The 24181-nt window shown below is 61.8% G+C and carries 23 protein-coding genes; 12 read left to right on the forward strand and 11 right to left on the reverse strand.

The genetic code is table 11. From position 1 onward, the window contains the following. Entirely contained in the window at window positions 1–2058 is a 2058-nt protein-coding gene (locus AB8A23_RS23255) for a DUF1217 domain-containing protein (protein ID WP_231080941.1), read from the forward strand. A 55-nt stretch (window positions 2059–2113) separates the two neighbouring features. On the opposite strand, the gene AB8A23_RS23260 is transcribed toward AB8A23_RS23255, so the two are convergent. The 3 genes from AB8A23_RS23260 to AB8A23_RS23270 are packed head-to-tail and all read right to left on the reverse strand — an operon-like array spanning window position 2114 to window position 5653. Continuing rightward, window positions 2114–3865 (reverse strand): NAD+ synthase, encoded by a 1752-nt coding sequence (locus AB8A23_RS23260; RefSeq protein ID WP_231080942.1) that lies wholly within the window; start codon window positions 3863–3865, stop codon window positions 2114–2116. A 43-nt stretch (window positions 3866–3908) separates the two neighbouring features. After that, a complete protein-coding gene (locus AB8A23_RS23265) occupies window positions 3909–4262 on the reverse strand; it encodes a diacylglycerol kinase (RefSeq protein ID WP_120291006.1) in 354 nt (117 codons plus the stop codon). A 2-nt stretch (window positions 4263–4264) separates the two neighbouring features. Beyond that, complete coding sequence (locus AB8A23_RS23270) at window positions 4265–5653, reverse strand: class II 3-deoxy-7-phosphoheptulonate synthase (RefSeq protein ID WP_184515692.1); 1389 nt, start codon at window positions 5651–5653, stop codon at window positions 4265–4267. Between the two features lie 159 nt (window positions 5654–5812). Here AB8A23_RS23270 and AB8A23_RS23275 point away from each other — a divergent pair, with 159 nt between their 5' ends. After that, a complete protein-coding gene (locus tag AB8A23_RS23275; protein WP_439058094.1) occupies window positions 5813–6733 on the forward strand; it encodes an alpha/beta hydrolase family protein in 921 nt (306 codons plus the stop codon). A 156-nt stretch (window positions 6734–6889) separates the two neighbouring features. Here AB8A23_RS23275 and gor read toward each other — a convergent pair whose 3' ends face one another. From gor to rpiA, 3 genes are read right to left on the reverse strand one after another with little or no spacing between them, the layout of a single operon-like run. Beyond that, a complete protein-coding gene (gene gor / locus AB8A23_RS23280; RefSeq protein ID WP_439058093.1) occupies window positions 6890–8275 on the reverse strand; it encodes a glutathione-disulfide reductase in 1386 nt (461 codons plus the stop codon). Between the two features lie 54 nt (window positions 8276–8329). Continuing rightward, window positions 8330–8869, reverse strand: coding sequence for a DUF2059 domain-containing protein (locus AB8A23_RS23285; protein ID WP_068730563.1), 540 nt, complete (start codon window positions 8867–8869; stop codon window positions 8330–8332). A 23-nt stretch (window positions 8870–8892) separates the two neighbouring features. Then, on the reverse strand, window positions 8893–9591 hold the full coding sequence (rpiA, locus tag AB8A23_RS23290; protein WP_175367384.1) for a ribose-5-phosphate isomerase RpiA: 699 nt from the start codon (window positions 9589–9591) through the stop codon (window positions 8893–8895). Between the two features lie 193 nt (window positions 9592–9784). On the opposite strand from rpiA, the gene AB8A23_RS23295 reads away from it, so the two are divergent. From AB8A23_RS23295 to AB8A23_RS23320, 6 genes are all read left to right on the forward strand, one after another. Continuing rightward, a complete protein-coding gene (locus AB8A23_RS23295) occupies window positions 9785–10477 on the forward strand; it encodes an HAD family hydrolase (RefSeq protein ID WP_439058092.1) in 693 nt (230 codons plus the stop codon). 149 nt (window positions 10478–10626) lie between these two features. Beyond that, window positions 10627–11070: a hypothetical protein gene (locus AB8A23_RS23300; RefSeq protein WP_068730561.1), complete on the forward strand. Its 444-nt coding sequence runs from the start codon at window positions 10627–10629 to the stop codon at window positions 11068–11070. A gap of 112 nt (window positions 11071–11182) precedes the next feature. Beyond that, the gene (gene moaA / locus AB8A23_RS23305) at window positions 11183–12214 is read left to right on the forward strand and encodes a GTP 3',8-cyclase MoaA (RefSeq protein WP_439058091.1); all 1032 of its coding nucleotides are present in this window, start codon (window positions 11183–11185) and stop codon (window positions 12212–12214) included. Between the two features lie 185 nt (window positions 12215–12399). Next, window positions 12400–12936, forward strand: coding sequence for a TRAP transporter small permease subunit (locus tag AB8A23_RS23310; RefSeq protein WP_089267141.1), 537 nt, complete (start codon window positions 12400–12402; stop codon window positions 12934–12936). 75 nt (window positions 12937–13011) lie between these two features. Further along, window positions 13012–14421, forward strand: a complete 1410-nt coding sequence (locus tag AB8A23_RS23315; protein ID WP_120290994.1) for a TRAP transporter large permease — start codon at window positions 13012–13014, stop codon at window positions 14419–14421. 42 nt (window positions 14422–14463) lie between these two features. Further along, window positions 14464–14811, forward strand: coding sequence for a GFA family protein (locus tag AB8A23_RS23320; protein ID WP_184515675.1), 348 nt, complete (start codon window positions 14464–14466; stop codon window positions 14809–14811). 5 nt (window positions 14812–14816) lie between these two features. Here the strand turns inward: AB8A23_RS23320 and AB8A23_RS23325 are convergent, their stop codons facing one another. From AB8A23_RS23325 to apbC, 4 genes are all read right to left on the reverse strand, one after another. Continuing rightward, window positions 14817–15761, reverse strand: a complete 945-nt coding sequence (locus AB8A23_RS23325; protein WP_439060472.1) for a 2-keto-4-pentenoate hydratase — start codon at window positions 15759–15761, stop codon at window positions 14817–14819. Further along, window positions 15701–16789 (reverse strand): TRAP transporter substrate-binding protein, encoded by a 1089-nt coding sequence (locus tag AB8A23_RS23330; protein ID WP_068730728.1) that lies wholly within the window; start codon window positions 16787–16789, stop codon window positions 15701–15703. Before AB8A23_RS23330 ends, AB8A23_RS23325 begins: the two co-directional genes overlap by 61 nt. A 165-nt stretch (window positions 16790–16954) precedes the next feature. Then, window positions 16955–18043, reverse strand: coding sequence for a TRAP transporter substrate-binding protein (locus AB8A23_RS23335; protein ID WP_089267138.1), 1089 nt, complete (start codon window positions 18041–18043; stop codon window positions 16955–16957). Window positions 18044–18247: 204 nt separating this feature from the next. After that, the gene (gene apbC / locus AB8A23_RS23340; protein ID WP_068730555.1) at window positions 18248–19429 is read right to left on the reverse strand and encodes an iron-sulfur cluster carrier protein ApbC; all 1182 of its coding nucleotides are present in this window, start codon (window positions 19427–19429) and stop codon (window positions 18248–18250) included. 313 nt (window positions 19430–19742) lie between these two features. Here apbC and AB8A23_RS23345 point away from each other — a divergent pair, with 313 nt between their 5' ends. The 4 genes from AB8A23_RS23345 (at window position 19743) to AB8A23_RS23360 (ending at window position 23184) form a co-directional block, all read left to right on the forward strand. Continuing rightward, entirely contained in the window at window positions 19743–20612 is an 870-nt protein-coding gene (locus AB8A23_RS23345) for an NAD(P)-dependent oxidoreductase (RefSeq protein WP_231080950.1), read from the forward strand. 183 nt (window positions 20613–20795) lie between these two features. Next, window positions 20796–22397: a sensor histidine kinase gene (locus AB8A23_RS23350; protein WP_439058090.1), complete on the forward strand. Its 1602-nt coding sequence runs from the start codon at window positions 20796–20798 to the stop codon at window positions 22395–22397. Between the two features lie 45 nt (window positions 22398–22442). Continuing rightward, window positions 22443–22661: a DUF1289 domain-containing protein gene (locus AB8A23_RS23355; protein ID WP_439060471.1), complete on the forward strand. Its 219-nt coding sequence runs from the start codon at window positions 22443–22445 to the stop codon at window positions 22659–22661. A gap of 10 nt (window positions 22662–22671) precedes the next feature. Next, window positions 22672–23184: a TIGR02281 family clan AA aspartic protease gene (locus AB8A23_RS23360; RefSeq protein ID WP_089267134.1), complete on the forward strand. Its 513-nt coding sequence runs from the start codon at window positions 22672–22674 to the stop codon at window positions 23182–23184. On the opposite strand, the gene dusA is transcribed toward AB8A23_RS23360, so the two are convergent. Further along, entirely contained in the window at window positions 23185–24180 is a 996-nt protein-coding gene (gene dusA, locus AB8A23_RS23365; RefSeq protein WP_439058089.1) for a tRNA dihydrouridine(20/20a) synthase DusA, read from the reverse strand. Window position 24181 lies beyond the last annotated feature (1 nt).

Genomic DNA, 24181 nt, shown 5'->3' on the forward strand with positions numbered 1-24181 from the left:
ATGGTCTCCACTTATCTCAACTATAATATCGTCTCCCGCAATCTCACCCAATCGCTGACGCGGATCTCGCAACAGGCCACCGTCTCGCGGGATACGGCCTATTACAAGGAGAACATCGGCAAGGTGAAAACCGTCGATGATCTCCTGAACGACTATCGGCTCTATACCTATGCAACGACGGCCTATGGTCTGGAGGACATGGCCTATGCCAAGGCCTTCCTGCGCAAGGTGCTGGAAAGCGATCTCTCCGACGCCAACAGTTTTGCCAACAAGCTGAGCGACAAGCGCTACCGGGATTTCGCAGCGGCCTTCCCCTTCGGGACCACCAGCAGCAGCAGCAACACTGCCCAGTCCGAGAACCAGGCCGACGACATGATCGGTCTGTACACGGCCGTAGCGCAGCGCGGGGTCGATGCCATCGACGCGAACAAGAACTACTACAATCTCACGATCGGAAAGATCACCAACGTCAATGGCCTGCTCGCCGACGACAAGCTGCGCGATTATGTTTTCTCGGCCTTCGGAATCGACAAGAATCGCTGGTCCCACGACACGATCAGCAAGGTGCTGAGCAGCGATCCGTCCGATCCGAACAGCTATGTCAATTCCGTTTGGGTGTCGCAGAAAGCCGACATCAATGCGAATATCACCAAGGCCCAGGCAGCGATGCTCGATGCCGCCAGCAAGATCGACACATATATGGCGGCATTGAAACAGCCGGGCGCCGATATGGCCGACCTGCGCCAGAAGATCGAGCTGGAGCGCGCGCGCGGATCGATGAATGAGGTCAGCATCCTCAGCTATAAGGATGCACTCGAGACGATCGACAGCTATGTGGCGCTTGCGGGCGCTTTCGAGTTCTCGCCCGACGGCACGTTGCCCACCGGAACGTCTGCCCAGACAGCCGCGCAGCTGAGCAACACCCATGCCAAATATGTCAACAGCCAGGGCGCGACCTATCTCGCAGCGGACGAAAAGTACGCGGCATCGCTCATCAAGCAGTATCGCTCCGGTCTCGCCAAGGTGACCACAGTCGATGCCTTTCTCAAGACGCCAAACGTCTATAATTTTGCTCTGAAATCATTTGGTCTCGATCCCGAAGAGGTTTCGCCGACGATCATCAAAAACGTACTCAAAAGCGATCCGGACGATCCCAAGAGCTACGTGAACAAGCTGCACGACGACCGATACGTTCAGCTCGCTCGGGCATTCAATTTCGACAGCAGCGGAAATATCACGACGCCCGTGGTGGCGCAGGACGCGGCGGAAGTCACCCAGGTGATGAAGGACTACATCATCGCCAAGACACGCTTCACGAAGGACAAGGAACAGGCCGAGCTGCGCAAGGCGGCCGACAAGGACGCGGTCTATTATCAGAAGAACATCGCCAATATCGAGAGCGTGAAGGATCTGCTTGCCGACAGGAAGCTCATCGACATCGCGCTCGTCGCCAAGGACCTCGACCCCGCCAAGGTGACCACCGCCGATCTGCGCAAGATGTTCGATTCCGACCTGAACGACCCCAAGAGCTTCGTCAACACACAGAAGGATCCGCGTTTCGCGGAGCTGGTGGCCTCGTTCAATTTCGACGACGACGGCGAGATCACGCGACTACCGAAATTCGGGCCGCAGACCCGCGACCAGTTCATGGAAATCCAGCACAAATATCTGCAGCAGACGCTGGAGACGCAGCAGGGCGAAAGCAATCCCGGCGTGCGGCTCGCGCTCTACTTCGAGCGCAAGGCGCCGAGCATCACCTCGGCCTATGACCTGCTTGCGGACAAGGCGCTGGCGGAAGTGTTCCGCACCATCTTCAGCCTGCCGGACGAGGTGGGCGCGATGGATATCGATCAGCAGGCCAAGGTGGTGGAGAAACACCTCAATCTGAAGGACCTCGCCGATCCCGCCAAGCTGGCTAAACTGCTGAACCGTTTCTCGGCGCTGTATGACATCAAGAACAGCACTAGCGCCGCATCCTCACCCGTCGTCACCCTGTTTCAGGGCGGTGGCGTCCTGAGCGATTCAACCTTTGCGGCGGTGGCCAAAACTGCGCGGTGACGGGATCACGCGCTGATACACGACGGGTTTGTAGGGCGTCATTCGCCCTACAGCTTCATTCAAACGCTGCGCTGGTGCCCTTGCCTGGCCGAGTCACCAGGTCCTCATCGGGCTTCGGCAATGGATTGGCCAGATCGCGAAACTTGTTGGTGATCGGATAGCGGCGATCCCTGCCAAAGTTCTTCCGCGTCACTTTCACGCCCGGTGCCGCCTGCCGGCGCTTGTATTCGGCGATGTTGAGCAGCCGATCGATGCGCGTCACAACGTCTTTCTCGTAACCGGCCGCGACGATCTCCGACAGCGGCTCTTCGCGTTCGACGAGGCGTTCGAGAATGCCATCGAGAATATCGTAGGGGGGTAGCGAGTCTTGGTCGGTCTGGTTTTCGCGCAGTTCGGCCGTGGGCGGACGGATAATGATGTTGTTGGGGATCACTTCGCCATCGGGACCGAGCGCGCCTTCGGGCTTCCATGAATTGCGCAAGGTCGAGATACGGAACACCTGGGTCTTGTAGAGATCCTTGATCGGATTGAAGCCGCCATTCATGTCGCCATAGAGCGTGGCATAGCCGACCGACATTTCCGACTTGTTGCCGGTCGTCACGACCATCGCGCCGGTCTTGTTGGAGACGGCCATCAACAGCGTACCACGGGTGCGCGCCTGCAGGTTCTCTTCGGTGATGTCGCGCGCGAGACCCTTGAAGGTATCGGCAAGGATCTTCTCGAAGCCGTTGACCGCATCGGCGATGGGCAGGATCTCGTAACGGAAACCCAGCGCCTTCGCGAGCTTGTCGGCATCGTCGAGCGACACCTGCGCGGTGTAGCGGAATGGCAGCATGATGCCGCGCACGCGGTCCGCGCCGAGCGCATCCACGGCGATCGCGGCGCAAAGCGCAGAGTCGATACCGCCGGAGATGCCCATCAGCACGCCGGGGAAGCCGTTCTTGTTGACGTAATCGCGCAGGCCGAGCACGCAGGCGGCATAGTCGCCCTCGTCGCCTTCTGGTACCGGTGCGATCGGTCCGTCGCAGCGCCAGTGGCCGTCGATCTTCTCGAATGTCAGCGTTGTGACGCTCTCGGTGAAGGACGGCAATTGCGCACCCAGCGAGCGGTCGGCATTGAGCACAAAGCTCGCGCCGTCGAACACTAGTTCGTCCTGACCGCCGACCTGATTAAGGTAGACCATCGGCAGATGGCTCTCGGTAACGCGGGCGACCTGCACCGACAAGCGCAGATCCGTCTTGCCGCGGGCATATGGCGAACCGTTCGGCACGATCAGGATTTCGGCGCCGGTCTCGGTCAGCGTCTCGACCACGTCTTCGTAGTCGGCGGACTCTTCCATCCAGGTATCTTCGCAGATCGGCACGCCGACGCGCAGGCCGCGGATGGTGACGGGTCCCGAGACCGAGCCGCGCGCGAAGACGCGCTTCTCGTCGAACACGCCGTAATTCGGCAGATTGACCTTGAAACGGATCGCATTGATGCGGCCGTCGTCGAGCAGCGCGCAGGCATTGTAGAGCTTGCCGCCATCGACCCAGGGCGAGCCGATCAACACAGCCGGACCCCCGTCCGCGGTCTCGCGCGCCAGCTCCTCGATGGCCGCCCGGCAGGCCGCCTGAAAGGCTGGTTTCAACACCAGGTCTTCCGGCGGGTAGCCGGCGATGAACAATTCAGGAAACACGATCAGCGTCGCGCCGTCGGCTTTGGCCTGCGCCCGCGCAGCGCGCGCCTTGGCGGCATTGCCGGTGATATCACCGACGATGGGATTGAGCTGGGCGAGTGTGACGGTGAAGCGCGTCAATTCTGTCATGGAAACATCCAAGCCTACCGGCTCACCCTTCGCAACTGCAGGATTAGAAGATGCCTATGCGCTCACCGAGCGCATACAGCCAGGTCATGCCGGCGATCACAAGTGCGACGCCGACGGCCGCCGATCCCATATCCTTCACACGCCCGATCTGCGGATCGTGTTCGGTAGTGAGCCGGTCGGCCAATTTCTCGATGGCGGTGTTGAGGAGTTCGACGGTGAGCAGCAGCAAAACCACCGCCACCAACTCAAGCCGACGCGCTGCGGTGGTGCCGATGAGAAACGACAAAGGCACCGCGAGGAGCAGTGCAAACAGCTCCTCGCGAATGGCCTGCTCCGATCGCGTCGCGAAGGTCAGGCCATTCCAGGTGTTGATGCAGGCCCGCCAGAGGCGCGACAAGTTTAGAGACCCGATGCCACCGGCAGCGGCTCCGCCCTGTCGACGCGGGACGTCTTGAGCAGTTCGGCGATCAGGAACGCCATGTCGATGGACTGCTCGGCATTCAGACGCGGATCGCAGACCGTGTGGTAGCGGTCGTTGAGGTCCTCGTCCGAAATAGCGCGCGCGCCACCGGTGCATTCCGTCACGTTCTGGCCGGTCATCTCCAGATGCACGCCGCCCGGATGGGTGCCTTCGGCGGCATGGATCTGGAAGAACGACTTTACCTCGGAGAGGATGCGATCGAACGGCCGGGTCTTGTAGCCGGAATTCGACGTGATCGTGTTGCCGTGCATCGGATCGCACGACCATACCACCGAGCGCCCTTCCTTCTGCACCGCGCGGATGAAGCCCGGCAGATGCTCCCCCACCTTCTCGTGGCCAAAGCGGTTGATCAGCGTCAGGCGGCCGGGCTCATTGTCCGGATTGAGGACGTCGATCAGCTTGATCAGTTCATCCGGCTTCAGCGACGGGCCGCACTTCAGGCCGATCGGGTTCTTGATGCCGCGGAAATATTCCACATGGGCATGATCGAGCTGCCGCGTGCGGTCGCCGATCCAGATCATGTGGCCGGAGGTCGCGTACCAGTCGCCCGTCGTGGAATCGACGCGCGTGAAGGCCTGCTCATAGCCGAGCAACAGCGCTTCGTGGCTGGTGTAGAAATCCGTCGACCGCAGTTCCGGGTGGCTTTCCAGATTGAGGCCGCAGGCGCGCATGAAGTTCAGCGCGTCCGAGATGCGGTCGGCCAGTTCCTTGTAACGGCGCGACTGCTGCGAATCCTTCAGGAAGCCGAGCATCCACTGGTGCACGCTGCCGAGATTGGCGAAGCCGCCGGTCGCGAAAGCGCGCAGCAGATTCAGCGTCGCCGCCGACTGGCGATAGGCCATCAGCTGGCGCTGCGGATCGGGCACGCGGGATTCTGGCGTGAAGGCGATGTCATTGATGATATCACCGCGATAGCTCGGCAGTTCGACGCCGTTGAGCTTCTCCATCGGCGAGGACCGCGGCTTGGCGAACTGGCCGGCGATACGGCCGATCTTCACCACGGGCAGCGCGCCGGCATAGGTCAGCACCACCGACATCTGCAGGAAGGCGCGGAAGAAATCGCGGATATTGTTGGCGCCGTGCTCGGCAAAGCTCTCGGCGCAATCGCCGCCCTGCAGCAGGAAGGCCTCGCCGGCAGCCACGCGGGCGAGCGACTTCTTCAGATTGCGGGCTTCGCCTGCAAAAACCAGCGGCGGAAACGTGGCAAGCTGCGCCTCGACATCGCCAAGGGCCTTGAGATCCGGGTATTCCGGCATTTGCAGCACGGGCTTGCCGCGCCAGCTATCGGGCGTCCACCGCTCGGACATCACTTCTCTCCTGAAAACCGCGCTTTATGGCTGCGGAGGCCGCGTTATACACAGCACAGATGGGGATCGCCAGTTCGAAATCCACATTGCGCCCCAAGCCCTTGCAGCCACAGCCGAATTCGCATTTGCTAGGCCCGGGTAAGGAACATATGGGACACCATGGGAGAAACTGCGGTGTCGGAGGCTGCACTGGACGACGCTTTTGCCGATGACATCACCTTCCAGGCGACCGACGGCTATTCGTTGGGCGCGACGCTGTACCTGCCCCGCGGCGCCCGTACCCACGCGGTTCTGATCAATTCCGCAACCGCCGTTCCCCGCAAAATCTACAGAGGCTTCGCCAGCTACCTCGCGAGCCGCGGCTGTGCCGTGCTGACCTATGACTACCGCGGCACCGGGGATTCGCGGCCCAAGGCCGATCCCCTGTCCGGCCGGTCGAACGCGCTGGTCGGCTTCAAGGCGTCCATGACCGACTGGGCTGCTCTCGATGTTACCGCCGCAGTGACCTGGATGCGCGAGCGCTACAAGGCAATGCCACTTGCCTTTGTCGGTCACTCCTTCGGCGGTCAGGCGCTCGGCCTGATCCCCAACAATTCCGAGGTGTCACGCGCCTTGCTCATCGCGGCACAAGCCGGCACCTGGCGACTGATGACGCCACCTGAGGGCTACCGCATCTATGCGCTCATGAAATTCGTCGGCGCGCCGCTGGCGCGCGTCATCGGCTATGCGCCCGGCAGGATCGGGCTCGGCTACGATCTGCCACGCGACGTGTTTCTGGAATGGGCGGGCTGGGTCACCAGCGATCGCTACTTCTTCGACGACAGCAAACTGCGAGCGCTGGTGAACTTTCCGCGCTACCGCGGCGAGATGCGGGCCCTGAGCTTTTCAGACGATCCATGGGCCACACGCGCCGCCGTGGAAATGCTCTGCGCGGGCTTCACGTCAATCAAGCCGGAGATCGACAGTATCCGCCCTATCGAGGCCGGCTCGAAAAAGGTCGGCCATTTTGGATTCTTCCGGCCGGAGCACCGTGACACACTGTGGCGCGGCGCGGCTGAGTGGATCCAGATGGAAGATTAGGGGCACATCATTGAAGCCGCAGATCATCCATCCGCCCTCATCCTGAGGAGCGGTCGTCTTCGACCGCGTCTCGAAGGATGGCCACAAACACCGATACGTTGCATCTCATGGTTCGAGACGCGCGCAAGGGCGCGCTCCTCACCATGAGGGCTGGTGTTACTCCGCGGCTTCGCGCACGTAGCGTGCGGTCGGCGTGCGCATCGTCACCAGTTCCTCGGCCGCACTCGGATGCACGGCCACCGTGGCGTCGAAATCAGCCTTGGTGGCCTTCAGCTTCACGCAGATGCCCAGCACCTGGATGAGTTCGGCCGCTTCCGGTCCGACGATATGGGCGCCGACCACGATATCCGTCGCACCGTCGACCACCAGCTTCATCAGCACACGGCTTTCGCTGCCTGAAATCGTCGATTTGATCGACCGGAAATTGGTCTTGTAGATATCGACGTGGCTGAAGGTGGCGCGCGCCTCTTCTTCGCTCATGCCAACGGTGCCGACTTCCGGCTGGGTGAACACCGCGGTCGGGATATTGCTGTGATCGACCTTCACGGTCTTCTTGCCGAACACCGTATCGGCAAAGGCATGGCCTTCGCGGATCGCCACCGGCGTCAGGTTGACGCGATTGATGACGTCACCGACCGCGTAGATATGCGGCACATTGGTCTGCGAGAACTCGTTGACGATGATGCCGCCATGGGCGGGCTTGAGCGCAACGCCAGCCTTCTCGAGGCCGAGATTGGCGGTATTCGGATTGCGCCCGATCGCGAACAACACCTGATCGGACGCGATGCTTGCGCCGCTGGACAGATGCGTCGTGAATTCGTGTCGGTGCTTCTCGACCTTGGTCACCGTGCAGCCGGTCAGGATGGTGATGCCATCCTTTTCCATCTCGCTGCGGACATGAGCGCGCACGTCTTCATCGAAGCCACGCAGGATGTTGTCGCCGCGATAGATCACCGTCACGTCGGAGCCCAATCCTGCAAAGATGCAGGCGAATTCGAGCGCAATGTAACCGCCGCCCTGGATCACGATGCGCTTCGGCAGTTCCGGCAGATGAAACACCTCGTTGGAGGAGATCACATGCTCGATGCCGGGAATCACAGGCCCATGATTGGGCGCGCCGCCGGTCGCAATCAGGATATGCTTGGCGTTCACCGTCTCGCCGGTGCCGAGGCGCAGCGTGTGCGGATCCTCGAACACTGCGCGGGTCTTGACGGTCGTCGCGCCGGTCTTCTCCACATTGGACTGATAGATGCCCTCGAGTCGGGCGATCTCCTTGTCCTTGTTGGCGATGAAGGTCGACCAGTCGAACGTCGCCGTCGGGATCGTCCAACCGAATCCGGCGGCATCGTCGATCTCGCGCTGAACATGCGAGGCATAGACCATCAGCTTCTTCGGCACGCAGCCGCGGATCACGCAGGTGCCGCCGAAGCGATATTCCTCGGCCACCATGACCTTCGCGCCGTAGCCGGCAGCGATACGGGCGGCGCGCACGCCGCCTGAACCGCCACCAATGACAAACAGATCGACGTCCACGTCAGCCATGATCGCTCCGAACTGGGGGCTGAGGCCCGGGATGACGGGCCTCAGCTTACGCCCTTAAATTTCCTTGCCGCGCTTGCGCATTTCAGCGCGGAACAGGCCGTTGACCTGCTCCGAAAACTGCTGCGCCCACTGCTGCATATAGGTCATGCTGGCAGAAATCGACTGGGGCTCCTGCACAAGAAGTTTCTGACCGAGCGGCGACTTGTAGAAGGTCGCAAGATCCTTCAACTCCGCCTCTGTGAAGTCGCTTGCATAGATCTTCGCCATCTGCTCGGTGATCTCCTTGTCGCGCCCGGCCATCGTCTGCGCGATGGTGATGGCGACCTCGTTGAGATCCTTCTGATAGTTCAGATTGCTCTGCAGCAGCGAGTCCTTGACGCGCTGAACCATGTTCGGCACGGCATTGGCATACATCGCGCTGGCGTTCTTCATCGCCAGGATTTCCTTGGCGTAAGCGATCGCAGCTGGCGATGCCGGCTTGATCGGCCGGGCCTGTCCCTCCGGAGATGCCTGCTGCGCGGAGACCGGCAGCGCGGTGACTGCAACGCCGAGCGCGAGACCGGCCGACAGCAGCATGTGCGAGAGCTTCTTCATTCCAATTCTCCTTGATTGCGCCATTACGGGCGCTCGAAAACGCGAATTCCCTGCGATCCTGCCAGCATGGCGGTGCTCGCCAGACCGATAAACAAACCGTGCTCGACCACGCCCGGAATGGCGCCGAGCAGCCCGGCCAGTCGGGGCGCATCGGTGATGGTCCCGAGCCGGGCGTCGATGATCCAGTGGCCACCATCGGTGACGAAAGCATGGCCGTCCTTGCCGCTGCGAATGGCCATTTCGCCGTGCAACCCGCACTTGGCGAACACATCGGCAATCGCACGGCGTGTGGCCGACAGGCCGAACGGGATCACTTCCACAGGCAGCGGGAAGCGGCCAAGGGTCGGCACCCATTTGGAATCGTCGGCGATGACAATCATGCGGTCGGACGCCGCCGCCACGATCTTCTCGCGGAGCAATGCGCCGCCGCCGCCCTTGATGAGATTCAGCGCCGGATCGACTTCGTCGGCACCGTCGACCGTGAGATCGAGCCGATCGACCTCGTCGAGTGTGGTCAACGGCACGCCGCAACGTTCGGCATCGGCCCGCGTGGCCTCAGACGTCGGAACGCCAATAACCTTGAGACCGCCCGCCACGCGTTCACCCAGCAGTTCGACGAAGTGCTTTGCTGTCGATCCCGTGCCGAGTCCGAGCTTCATGCCATCACGCACATGTTCGAGCGCCTTTGCGGCAGCCTGTCGTTTCAGCTCGTCCATATTCATCGGCGCAGCGGTCCTTGCGGTTCACAATCGGTCCCGCGGACGGGATGCGCCGCATATCTAGCGACGTTTGGGGGCAAGGAACAGGGCGAAGGGCGTGCTTTCCCGGGGAATGCAGGCCTGCATTTCAAGGGGGATGCCGGACCGCATCCGGGACCCCTTGCGGGATCGGCCGATGACCGGTAGCGATCCCTGCATGACAGATGCTTCCCCTGCTCCCCTCGTCGTTTTCGACCTCGACGGCACCCTCGTGGATACCGCCCCCGATCTCATCAGCGCGCTGAACCACGTGCTCCATCAGGAGGGGTTGGCCCCCGTCCCGCTGGAATCTGCGCGTAAAATGATCGGCCAGGGCGCCCGGCGCCTGATCGAACGTGGGCTCGAGCTTGAAGGGCGGGAAATGACCCCGGACGAGGTCACACGCCTGACCGAGGATTTCATCGCTTATTACGCGGAGCATATCGCTGACGAGTCGCGCCCCTTCGAGGGGCTGATTACGGCGCTCAACGATATGGCGGCGCGTGGCTACCGCTTCGCGGTCTGCACCAACAAACTGGAATGGTTGTCGAAGCTGCTGCTCGACAAGCTGGAGCTGACGGACCGATTCGCGGCGATCTGCGGCGCTGACACCTTCGGCGTCGCGAAGCCCGATCCGGTCATCCTGCAGCAAACGGTAGCGCGTGCCGGTGGTGTGATGTCGTCCGTTGTCATGGTCGGCGATGCCGGCCCCGATGTCGGTGTGGCGCGGCGGGCCAATGTCCCGGTGATCGGCGTTACATTCGGCTATACTGATGTCCCGATTATCGAACTCAAGCCCGACATCGTGATCGACCATTTCCGCGATCTACCGACGACTGTCGACCGCCTGTTGCCACACCGCCTCGCCTAGCCTGTTCACATCATTGAGTTTCTCAGGTTGTTGGGCGACTTCGTTAACCATCAATTAACTATAAGCGGTCTGCGTGTTGCGTCATATGTACGACGCTCCTATGGTTGCCGGGGGATGGCGGCTAGCCGCAAAACGTGACGGATATACCCATGCGTAGAGTAATAGTTTTGGCAGCGGCAGGCTTGAGCCTGGCCGGTTGCACGTCGTTCTCCATGGACGCATTCAAGTCGGCACCGGAACCGGTTACCGTGCAGTTCGACTCGGTTCCGCCCGGCGCAGAGGTGGTCACGTCGATTGGCCCGAGCTGCAAGACCCCGTGCTCGCTGCCTCTGGCAACGGAAACCGGGTTCAGCGCAACCTTTACCCTCGCAAAATTTCAGCCGATGACAGTTCCGGTGACCATTACCCGCGTTCCCGGGGACTTCACCTCGCCGGCACGGACCACGGTCGATCCGAGCCCGGTCGTCGCCGAGTTGCAGCCTGCGACACCGCCACGCCGCGCCCGCAAGGCTGCCAAGCGCGCAGCAGCGCCTGCCGCGGCCCCGGCGGCCGCCGCATCTGCGGCGGGCTCGCCGTTCCCCGCGCCTCGCTGATCCACCAAACATATACGTTGGCGTGATTGTGCCAGCTGCAACACGTGACTAGATTGAACGTGCGGCGTTTTTCGCCGCGCGAGCAATTCATGTTTTGCAGTCAGGCATCTGAATGACCGTCTCCGAGTTGAGCCCCGCCCTGGCCTCCTCTGCCATGACCGACCCGTTCGGCCGGCGGATCAACTATTTGCGTGTTTCGGTGACCGATCGCTGCGATCTGCGCTGCTTCTATTGCATGTCGGAAGACATGACGTTCCTGCCCAAGGCCGACCTGCTGACGCTGGAAGAGCTCGACCGGCTCTGCTCGGCGTTCATCGCCAAGGGCGTTACCAAGCTGCGGCTCACTGGTGGCGAACCGCTTGTCCGGCGCAACGTCATGGGCCTCGTGCGTTCGCTGTCGCGCCACCTCAAGACCGGCGCGCTGAAAGAGCTGACGCTGACCACCAACGGCTCGTTGCTCTCCAAATATGCCGCTGAACTGGCCGATTGCGGCGTGAAGCGCATCAACGTCTCCCTGGACACGCTCGATCCCGTAAAATTCCGCACCATCACGCGCTGGGGCGACCTCTCCAAGGTGTTGGCCGGGATCGACGCCGCGCAGGCAGCGGGTCTTGCGGTGAAGATCAATACCGTCGCCTTGAAGAACATGAATGAGGACGAGATCCCCTCATTGATCGAATGGGCGCACGGCCGCGACATGGCACTGACCCTGATCGAAGTGATGCCCATGGGCGATATCGGCGAAGGTCGCATCGACCAGTATGTACCGCTGTCGCTGCTGCGCACGCGCCTTGCCGGTCAGTTCACGATGACGGATCTCCCGGACGACACCGGCGGTCCCGCCCGCTATGTCCGCGTTGCCGAAACCGGCGGCAAGATCGGCTTCATCACGCCGATGACCCACAATTTCTGCGAGTCGTGCAATCGTGTCCGCATTACCTGCACCGGCACGATCCATACCTGCCTGGGCCACGAGGATGCATCCGATCTGCGCAAGCCGCTGCGGGCTTCCGCCGACAACGACCTCCTGAACGCCACGATCGACCGCGCCATCGGCCTGAAGCCGAAGGGGCACGATTTCATCATCGATCGCCGCCACAACCGGCCGAGCGTCAGCCGGCATATGAGCGTGACCGGGGGGTAACCCACCGGCGGTGCTCCGTCCTTCCCCTCGACCAATGGCCTGCGACAAACCGTCAATTTCCGATTGACGATTGCATGACGCGCTGAAATGGTGCCGCCGAATTCTTTCGCCCAGCGGAAAAAGCTGCGCTTTCTCAGTGAGAAAGACGTGATGAGCGGACAGCGGGGCGACTTTCGGGGGGAACTGTGGACGTACTCAAATTCACACGTGCGATCGATGCACTGAGCGATGTGTTCGGCTTCATCGCCAAGTGGCTCGTGCTGCTTGCCTGCCTCGTCAGCGCCGGCAATGCCACGATCCGTTATCTCTTCAACTACTCGTCGAACGGCTGGCTCGAAATCCAGTGGTACATGTTCGCGGGCATCGTATTTTTCGGCGCGGCGCAGACACTGCGCCTCAATGAGCATGTGCGCGTCGATCTGCTCTATTCGGCCGTCTCCGATCGCGCGCGGCTGTGGATCGACATCATCGGCCTCTGCATCTTCCTGCTGCCGGCGATGACATACCTCACTTACATGACGTTCCCGTTTTTCCTGAATTCCTGGAATTCGCAGGAGGTCTCCAGCAATGCGGGCGGCCTGATCCTGTGGCCGGTGAAGCTGGTGCTGCCGCTCGGCTTCGGTCTGCTGCTACTGCAGGGTGTGGCCGAACTCGCCAAGCGCATCGCCGCGCTCGCCGGCGTCGTCAAGATCGACACCCATTACGAAGCGCCGCTGCAATAGCGGCGTTCGCTTTTTCAGCCTCTCGCATTTCGACCAATCCGTTCGATAGAACCAGTTCGATAGTCAGGACCACCGATGTTTTCCTACGGCGTGTTCCCCCCGCTGATGTTCGGCACCATGATCTGCTTCATGGTGTTCGGCTTCCCGGTCGCCTTTTCGCTGGCCGCCGTCGGCCTGTTCTTCGGCATTCTCGGCATCTTCACCGGTCATTTCGATCCGTCCTTCCTGCAGGCGCTGCCGTTCCGCTTCTACGGCACGATCTCGAACGACCTGCTGCTGTCGATCCCGTTCTTCACCTTCATGGGCGCAATCCTTGAGCGCTGCGGCCTTGCTGAAGACCTGCTCGAAGGCACCGGCCAGTTGTTCGGCAAGATCCCCGGCGGCCTCGCTTATGCGGTGATCCTCGTCGGCGCCGTGCTCGGCGCCATCACCGGCACCGTTGCTGCTTCGGTCATCGCTATGGGCGTGATCTCGCTGCCGATCATGATGCGCTACGGCTACGATATGAAACTCGCCACCGGCGTCATCGCCGCATCGGGCACCATCACGCAGCTGATTCCACCCTCGCTGGTGCTGATCGTCCTCGCCGACCAGCTCGGCCGTTCGGTCGGCGACATGTATCTCGGCGCGATCGGCCCCTCGATCATCCAGGTCGTGATCTTCATTCTCTACATCGTCGTATTGTCGATCCTGAAGCCGAGCGCGATGCCGCCGATCCCGGAACATGCGCGCGAGCCCATGAACTGGAAGCTCATCAGCCGTGTGCTGTGGGGCATGATCCCCTCGATCGTGCTGATCTTCCTGGTGCTCGGCACCATCGGCCTCGGCCTCGCGACGCCCACCGAAGCCGGCGCCATGGGCGCGGTCGGCGCGATGGTGCTCGCCGCGCTGCATCGCCGCCTGACCTGGCCGCTGATCGACCAGGCGATGACATCGACCATGCGCCTGACCTCGATGGTGGTGTTCATCCTGATCGGCTCGACCTGCTTCAGCCTCGTCTTCCAGGGCATGGATGGTGCGCGCTGGATCGAGCATCTGCTCACCGGCCTGCCCGGCGGCGCGATCGGCTTCCTGATCTTCGTGAACATCTTCGTGTTCTTCCTGGCGTTCTTCCTCGACTTCTTCGAGATCGCCTTCATCATCATCCCGTTGCTGGCTCCGGTCGCGGCCAAGCTCGGCATCGATCTCGTCTGGTTCGGCGTGCTGCTTTGCGTAAACATGCAGACGTCATTCATGCATCCGCCATTCGGCTTCGCGCTGTTCTATCTGCGCGGCATTGCACCGCCCGAAGTGAAGAGCCGCGATATCTATCTCGGCGCACTGCCATGGGTCGGGATGCAGATCATCCTGGTGATCATCGTGATCTACTGGCCCGGTCTCGTGACCTACTGGATCGACAACACGGCTGTGGATACGTCCAACGTGAAGATCGAGATTCCGCAGATCGAGATGCCGGCGATGCCGGACTTCGGACCAGCAAAATAGCGAATGACGTTACTATCGCGCTTTACGATCAGGGGATAACCGATGCTGCATGAAGGAAGTTGCCATTGCGGCAACATCGCCTTTGAAGTCGAGGGCGATTTCAATTCGGCCATCGACTGCAACTGTTCGATGTGCCGGCGGCGCGGCGGCCTGCTCGCTTTCGTTCCACGCGACAAACTGGTGCTGAAAACCGCGAAAGAGAACCTGTCGACCTATACGTTCAATCACCACGCCATTCAGCATCACTTCTGCAGCACCTGCGGCATTGCCCCGTTCGGCGAAGGAAAAGCGCCCAACGGAATGATGATGGCATCGGTCAATGTGCGCTGCTTGCCTGCGGTCGATCTGAGCGCTCTGGATATCCAGCAGTTCGATGGCAAGGATCGCTAACGCGATCAGCCGACAAACATGATCTCGGCCTCGCCGAGCTTTTCAAATCGCACCACACAGTGATCGCCGGGCCTCAGGAACGGCATGCCGGTCCAGCTGCCTGTCGTGACGACATGCCCAGCTTTCAAGCCTCCGGCATCCCGCCACATATTGGCCAGCGCGATTGCAGCGGCAAGCGGATCATCGGTCGGATGGCCGCCTTTGCGCTCCAGCACCGTCTCGCCGTTCACAACAAACGTGATGTGCAGGTTAGGCAAATCGAGATGTGACCAGTCGGTCATCTCACGCCCGAGCACCAGCCCACCATTGATCCCGCAATCGGCAAGCTGCTCCAACCGCGGCCGGCTCGTCGGCTCTCGAAACCGGCTGGAGACCACCTCGATGGCCGGCAGCACGGACACGGATTGCGCCACCTCATCGCGCGTGTAGGGCGCGCTGCGCGCCGGCAGATCGCGGGTAAAGCGGAAGGCGACCTCGCCCTCGACGCCAAGATGCGGGACTTCAGCCACAGACATATGCGCCGGGCTCGAACGAATCATCCGGGCTTCGATCAGACCGCGTGTCGGTTCGCCCTCGGGCGGCGCACCGGCCTTGAAGGCACCGATGGGCTCTCCGACCAGCGCAGCAACCCGATCCTGAATCTCGTGCGCCTCCGCAACCGAAGATGGCGTGACGGGCAGCGCTTCGATCTGCGTTCCGCTGCGGCGCGCCTCGGCAAGAATGTCGGCGGCCGTTTCGATTTCAGATTCGGTCATGGCAAATTCGGCTCCCTCCAGGAACAGAACGCTTAGCGGATTCGCGGTCCGCGCACCGGCTAAGGGAGACCGCTTCAACAAGAAGCCTGGCCTTCTCACGAAGGCCGGGCTCCTTTTTCCGAAACAGTCTTCGATCAGCTGCGGGTGCGCGAGCGGATCATGAAACTGTCGAAGCTGTACTCGGCGACCTGCCACCAAGTGTACTGGTCGCCGCGGAAGGCCACCATGCTGTCATAGACTTTCTTGAACGCCGCATTGCTGGCCGAGGTCTCGGCATAAACCTCGTTGGCAGCCTTCAGCGACGCATCCATGATGGATGCGGGGAACGGCCGCAGCTGCGTGCCACCGGCCACCAGGCGCTTCAGCGCCGGCGGATTGTAGGCATCGTAGCGTGCCTGCATGGTTTCGTTGGCGAGCGACGAGGCGGTCCTGATGATCGACTTGTAGCTGGCAGGAAGCTGCTCCCACTTAGCGAGGTTGACCATGTTGTGCAGTGTCGGACCGCCTTCCCAGAAGCCGGGATAGTAGTAATATTTGGCGACCTTCTGGAAACCGAGCTTTTCATCATCGTAAGGTCCGACCCATTCGGCAGCGTCGATGGTGCCCTTTTCCAGCGACGGGTAAATATCGCCGGCGGCCACCTGTTGCGGAACGAGCCCGAGCCTGGTGAGCACACGGCCGGCGAAGCCGCCGATGCGCATTTTGAGACCACTGAGGTCGGATGGCTCCTTCAGCTCCTTGCGAAACCAACCGCCCATCTGGCAGCCGGTGTTGCCGGCCGCGAATCCGATGACGTTGTAGCCTTTGAGAAATTCATTGAAGAGTTCGGCGCCACCGCCTACCTGCAACCACGAGGTCTGCATCCGGCTGTTGAGTCCGAACGGAACCGCCGTACCGAACGCGAAGGTTGGATCCTTGCCTACATAATAGTAGGCTGCCGTGTGGCACATCTCCACGGTGCCGTTGGAGGCCGCATCCAGCGCCTGCAGACCGGGCACGATCTCACCTGCGGCAAACACCTGGATCTGGAATTTGTTGTCGGTGGCCTCGGCAACGGCCTTGGCGAATACCTCGCTGGCGCCATAGATCGTATCGAGCGATTTCGGAAAGCTCGACGTTAACCGCCATTTGATTTCCGGCGAAGATTGCGCGATGGCCGGCGCGGCAATGGCCGCACCGGCAGCCCCCAGACCGGCAGCCTTGATGAACTCACGACGCTTCATGATGTGCTCCCTGGATGTGAATGTGTCAGCGCCCTTCTTGGCGAGGGCGTTGGGGAGCAGCATGGGCCAGGTTCCAGCGAGAAGCCACGGCGATTTGAGTGACGCAATGCAAAAAGCCCGACCTTCTCGCGAAGGCCGGGCTCCATGTTTGATCGAGGCTTAAGATCAGCCGCGGGTACGCGAGCGGATCATGAAGCTGTCGAAGGTGTATTCGGCGACCTGCCACCACAGATATTCGTCCGAACGATAGGCCTGCATCGCATCGATCGACTTCTTGAAGTCGGCGTTCTTCGCGGAGATTTCAGCCCAGAGTTCGTTGGTGGCCTTGAGGCATGCATCCAGAACTTCGTTGGTGAACGGACGCAGCTGCGTGCCACCGGCGACGAGCTGCTTCAACGCCGCCGGGTTCTGCATGTCGTAACGAGCGGCCATCCAGCTGTTGGCATTGGCGCAGGCATTGGTCAGGATCGCCTGATAGCTCTTCGGCAGCGCATTGTACTTCTCGAGGTTGGTGAAGGCGTGGACCGTCGGGCCACCTTCCCAAAAACCTGGATAGTAGTAGTACTTCGCGACCTTCTGGAAACCGAGCTTCTGATCGTCATAGGGACCGACCCACTCGGCAGCATCGATGGTGCCTTTTTCAAGCGACGGATAGATGTCGCCACCCGCAAGCTGCTGCGGCACAACGCCAACCTTCTGCAGCACCTGACCGGCGATGCCGCCGATGCGCATCTTGAGGCCGGAGAGATCAGCAACAGTCTTGATCTCCTTGCGGAACCAACCGCCCATCTGCGTGCCCGTATTGCCGCAAGGGTGACCGATGACGCCAAATTTCTTGAAGAACTCGTTGCCGAGCTGTTCGCCACCGCCCTGGTACCACCAGGAGTTCTGCTGACGCGCGTTCAGGCCAAACGGCACCGACGCGTAGATCGCGAAGGTCGGATCCTTGCCGACATAGTAGTAAGACACAGTGTGGCACATTTCGACGGTGCCGTTCGAGGTCGCATCGAGCGCCTGCAGACCGGGGACCAGTTCACCGGCCGCGAAGACCTGGATCTGGAATTTGTTGTCGGTCATTTCGGCGACCTGCTTCGCCATCATCTCGGCGCCGCCATAGATGGTGTCGAGCGACTTCGGGAAGCTCGATGCGAGGCGCCATTTGACCTCGGGCGCGGACTGCGCGATCGCCGGCGAGGCAACGGCGGCCACCGCGGCGCCGGCCGTCGAAACCTTCAAAAACTCACGACGCTTCATTCAAGCTCTCCTTATTGCGGGCGTTTTCCCTAGAATTCCTTTGAGCATATTCAGCGGCAAATCGTTGCGCGATTCAACCGAAGACGCCCTGGTGCAGAGGCTGTCTAACACGGTTATTCGGCCGCGGAAAACACGACGAACGTCGTTGCCAGCCCAATTGAACGAAAGTTCTATGCGACATCTCGGCCCCGGCCACCGGCCGGCTTACGCTGCCGCAATAACGCCCTGCAACCGGTCGCGGATCTGCGTGCCGATGGCCCGATAGATCGCGGCGTGCGGGCCGTTGGGCTCGCTGACGACCACCGGCGTGCCGGCATCCGACATGGCGCGGATGGACATATGCAGCGGCACCTCGCCGAGGAACGGCACCTTGAGCCGCTCGGCCTCATGACGGGCGCCGCCATGGCCGAAAATGTCGGAGCGCGTGCCGCATTCCGGGCACTGGAAATAACTCATATTCTCGATGATGCCGAGCACGGGCACATTGACCTTGGTAAACATCGCAAGGCCGCGCCTCGCATCGATCAGCGCCAGATCCTGCGGCGTCGAGACGATCACGGCGCCCTTCAGGGGCACGTTCTGTGCCAGCGTGAGTTGTGCATCGCCGGTGCCGGGGGGCATGTCGACGATGAGGACGTCGAGCGTGCCCCAGGCGACATCGCGCAACATCTGGGTGATCGCCGACATCACCATCGGCCCGCGCCAGATCATCGCGGTTTCCTCCTCGACCAGGAAGCCGATCGACATGATCGACAGGCCGAAGCGTTCGATCGGGATCATCTTCCTGTTATCGTCCAGGGTCGGCTTTTCATTGATGCCGGTCAGCCGCGGCACCGAAGGACCATAGATATCGGCGTCGAGCAAACCGACCTTCAGGCCGAGATCGCGCAGCCCCAGCGCCAGATTGAGTGCCGTCGTGGACTTGCCGACACCGCCCTTCCCCGAGGCCACGGCGATGATCGCGGCAACGCCGGGAATCTCAGCCTGTTTTGACATTGGCGAGTTAGCCGGGTTGGCGTGCGGGCGATGCGCCGAGACCGGCTGTACGCCGCCGGACTGCGGACCATGCGAATGCCCACCGGGACCATGGGAATGTCCTGCGTGGTCGTGGCGCTGCGGCGCAGGCGGTGCGCTGCCCGGCTTGCGCTCGGCGGTCAGCGCGACCATTGCACCGGTGACACCAGGGATCGCCCGCACTGCGGCTTCCGCCTGCGCGCGCACGCTTTCCCAGGCCCGCGCTTCAGCGGCGTCCACATTGATCGAAAACAGCACCTTGCCGTCGGTCACGACGATCTCGGACAAAACATCCGCATGGATCAGCGGCACGCCGCGCGGCGATGTCACCTTGGCCAGACCATCCAGAACCTGCTGCTGCGAAACGCTCAATGCGTGTCTCCCGATCGACGGACAAACTAGACCGCACAGATAGAGAACTTCCGCCCTAAGTCCATGCCGTTTCTAGGCTATGTTGAGAATTCCGAGATTGCTCTGGCACAAGACCGGCACCAGATTTTCTTTTGCAGCGCACCATAGGCGGCTGCAGCCATGAGTGGTAACGGGGGCTTTGCCGCGTCCTGTGCAGCGACTATGCTGGCGCTCCTCATCACCAGCGATCTCGCCGCCACGAACCAGGGCGGCGCCTCACTTCCCAACAGTCGACGTTCGGCAGCAAAGCCGACAGCATCCAAAGGGTACGGACATGGCCAAAGTTGCATTTATCGGTCTCGGCGTCATGGGTTTCCCCATGGCCGGTCACCTTGCCACCAAGGGCGGCCACGAGGTCACCGTCTACAACCGCAACGCAGCCAAGGCCAAAGCGTGGGTCGAGAAGTTCGGCGGCAAGTCCGCACCGACCCCAAAAGCGGCTGCCGAAGGCCAGGACTTCGTGATGTGCTGCGTCGGCAATGACGACGACCTGCGTTCGGTCACCATCGGCGCTGACGGCGCATTCAGCGGCATGACCAAGGGCGCGATCTTCGTCGATCACACCACCGCCTCCGCCGAAGTGGCCCGCGAGCTCGATGCCGCGGCGACCAAAGCCGGCTTCCAGTTCATCGACGCGCCAGTGTCGGGCGGCCAGGCTGGCGCAGAGAACGGCGCCCTGACCGTAATGTGCGGCGGCACCCAAGCGGCCTATACCAAGGTCGAACCGGTGATCACCGCCTATGCCAAGATGCAGAAGCTGCTCGGTCCCGCAGGCTCCGGCCAGCTCACCAAGATGGTCAACCAGATCTGCATCGCCGGCCTCGTCGAGGCACTGTCCGAAGGCATTCACTTTGCCAAGAAGGCCGGTCTCGACGTCAATGCGGTGGTCGAGGTGATCTCCAAGGGCGCCGCGCAGTCGTGGCAGATGGAGAACCGTCACAAGACCATGAATGACGGAAAATTCGACTTCGGCTTCGCCGTCGAATGGATGCGCAAGGACCTCTCGATCTGTCTCGCCGAGGCCCGCCGCAACGGTGCCAGCCTGCCGGTCACGGCCACTGTCGATCAGTTCTACGGCGAGGTCGAAGCGCTCGGCGGCAAGCGATGGGACACTTCAAGCCTCTTGGCAAGATTGCCCCGCTAACCATCTAGGTTTGCTGAACAAATCAAGGCGGAGCGGCACCTACAGGCGCCCTCCGTCGATACCATTTTTATTGAATATTAACCGGATTACTTCGTTCTTTAAGGCACCTCTTAATGATTGTGCGGCACAGATAGGGTCTGTGAAAAACCGCGCGCGTTTGCGTGCAGGATTTGTGTACGAGTGATGAGTGAGCCCGCCGCCAGGCCCGAGGTCGTCCAGCTTCCGGCTGAAACGCCCATCGCTGTTCCGCCGCGCAATCGCCGGGCGGCACAACAGCGGGTGCGCGAAGCGCGCGACCGGCTGACCTCGACATCGGGAACACGCCCCGCTTTCGATCGCGAGCTGCTCCGCCAATACGCCCAGACCCGCCTCTCCGCCTCGCTCGTCATCACGCTGCTGGTGGTCGGCACAGGCATCCTGTTCGGGTTCTGGATGCAGCCACTGCCGGCTGCCGCATGGTCATGCGGCATGCTGTGCATTCACGCGGTGATCCTGCGCGCCTGCAATCGCTATCTGGCGGAAACACCGACACCCAGCAGCACGCATAAATGGCGGCTGCGCTTTATCTTTCTGGACCTGCTCTACGGCCTGTCGTGGACGGTGATCCTCGTGCATCCGACCGGCGTCGACGTCGTCTCCAATTCGCTGATGATGTTCCTGATGCTGCTGGTGGTCGCGGTCTCCAGCATGCTCGCCGCGAGCCTGCCGATTGCCGCCTTTGCCGCCACCGCGCCGGTGACCCTCGGCGTGGCGCTGAGCTTCATCCTGCGCGGCACGTTCGACAACTACGTGCTGGCCGTTCTGGCTGTCGCAGCCGAAGGCTATTTCGCGCTGCTGGCGCAGCGGCTGCATTCGACCACGCTCGCGACACTGGAAGCCCGCGCCGAGAAGGACGCCCTGATCGGCGAGCTCGAACAGGCCAAGGCCATCTCCGACGAAGCGCGCCACCGCGCCGAAGCCGCCAATGTCGCCAAGTCGCGCTTCCTCGCGCAGATGAGCCATGAACTGCGTACACCGCTGAACGCCATTCTCGGCTTTTCCGAAGTGATGAAGAGCGAGATCTTCGGTGGCCATGCCGTGCCGGTCTACAAGGACTACTCTGCCGACATCCATAATTCCGGCGTGCACCTTCTGAATCTCATCAACGAAATCCTTGATCTGTCGCGTATCGAGGCCGGCCGCTACGAGCTGAATGAAGAAGCCGTCTCGCTCGTGCATGTCGTCGCGGACTGCCATCACCTCCTGAAGCTGCGCGCATCGAGCCGCGGCATCACCATCCACGAAGTATTCGAACACGGCATGCCGCGGGTTTGGGGCGACGAGCGCGCCTGCCGCCAGATCGTGCTGAACCTGCTGTCCAATTCGATCAAGTTCACGCCGCAGGGCGGCGAGATCTGGCTCAAGGTCGGCTGGACCGCCTCCGGCGGTCAGTATCTGAGCTGCAGGGACACTGGCTCGGGCATCGCCGAAGACGAGATCCCGATCGTGCTGGCCTCCTTCGGCCAGGGATCGAACTCGATCAAATCGGCCGAACAGGGTGCCGGTCTCGGTCTGCCGATCGCCAAGAGCTTGGTCGACATGCATGGCGGCACATTCACGCTGAAATCGAAACTGCGAATCGGCACCGAGGTGATCATCACTTTCCCGCCGGAGCGCGTGATGTCTGCGCTTGCGCCGATGGCGCCCGATGGGCCACCGCTGCAGCCCGATTACGAGATGAACGTCGCCGACGAAAAGCGTCGGGCCCGTAACAAACCCATCATGAATGCAGGAACCGGGCTGTGATTTCGACGCTTGCGCAAGCGAGCCGATCCGCTTCAATATTACTGGATGAGCAAAGAAACGCCGTGCATCGCAGTCTGCTTCATCGACCCCAAGACCAACCTCTGCCTCGGCTGCGGACGCACGCTGCCGGAGATCGCGCGCTGGGGAAAAATGGACAGTGCGGAGCGTCTGGATACGATGGCACTGCTGCCGGCCCGCATGGCCGAGGCGGGGCTGGAGCCTTCGTCAACATACGCAGCGAAGAGGACATCCGCGGCCACCTGAGAGGCTCGCCATGAGCCGGGTTTTTCTTCTCGTCGTCGTCATCGTCGCGACTGCGGGCGCCGCCCTCGCCTATGGCGATCCCAAACAAATTTCCAAGGCCGGCAATCTCGTCACAGAAATTTTGCGCAAGCAAAGCCCACCGCCACTGCGGCTGGTCGACGTCCCGCGCGGCAACACTGGCGAATTCGGACTTCAGGCGAAGATCAACGGCGTCAAGACAGCCATGGTGATCGATACTGGCGCAACGTCGGTGGTGCTGACTTATGAAACCGCCAAGGCCGCGGGTCTGCCGCTCGAATTGCTCGACTACAATGTCGACGTCGAGACTGCGGGCGGCCGCACCAAGGCTGCGCGATTGACGCTGGATCGTCTGGCGGTCGGCAAACTGGTCGAGCGATCCGTCCCGGCACTGGTGGTGCCGCGTGGGCAGATGAAGACCAACCTGCTCGGCATGAGCTTTCTCGACCGCCTGGAGAGCTGGGAAGTGCGCGCCGACAGACTGATGCTGCGCGGCTATCCGTAACTAAGCCGCGACCGACTCCGCAGGCTCGTCCTCGACCTGCGCAATGGCTTCTCGGAGCACATTGATGCTCGCACCATGCTTGACGCCATTCTCCGCCAGATAACGCCGGAATGCGCGTGCGCCGCGCACGCCGTGGAATGCGCCGACGAAATGCCGGGTGATCGAATGCAGCCGCGTACCCTGCGCGAGTTGATCCTCGATATAGGGCATCATCGCCGCGAAGGCGTCTTTCATCGTCGCATGCGGCGCGGGCTCGCCGAACAATTCGGGATCCACCGACAGTAGCCGCCACGGCTCCTGATAGGCCGCGCGACCGAGCATCGCGCCATCCACATGCGCGAGATGAGCAGCGGCTTCAGTGATGCCGATGATGCCGCCATTGATGACGATCGGCACGTCGGGCATTGCCGCCTTGAGCCGATAGACGCGGTCGTAGTTCAGCGGCGGAATGTTGCGGTTCTCTTTCGGCGACAGGCCGTTGAGCCACGCCTTGCGCGCATGCACGATCAGGCCATCGGCGCCGGCGGCGACCACCGCGCGTGCCAGCGTATCGAGTGCGACTTCGGGATCCTGATCGTCGATGCCGATGCGGCACTTGACGGTGACCGGCACGTCCACGGCCTGCTTCATCGCGGCCACACCGCGCGCCACCAGATCCGGCTCGGCCATCAGGCACGCCCCGAAGCGCCCGTCCTTCACACGATCCGAGGGGCAGCCAACATTGATGTTGATTTCGTCATAGCCGAAATCCACGCCGATCTTCGCAGCCTCCGCGAGGTGCGCCGGCTCCGAACCACCAAGCTGCAGCGCCACCGGATGTTCACTGTCGTCAAAGCCAAGCAGCCGCGCACGGTCGCCATGGATCACGGCGCCCGTCGTCAGCATCTCCGTATAGAGCCGCGCCCGTCGCGACAGCAGACGATGGAAGACGCGGCAATGCCGGTCGGTCCAGTCCATCATCGGGGCGATGGAGAAACGGATGTCCTCGTGCTTCAAG

Origin of the sequence: Tardiphaga sp. 619_E2_N8_4 (genome assembly GCF_051810905.1) — a bacterium.
GTDB lineage: Bacteria > Pseudomonadota > Alphaproteobacteria > Rhizobiales > Xanthobacteraceae > Tardiphaga > Tardiphaga robiniae.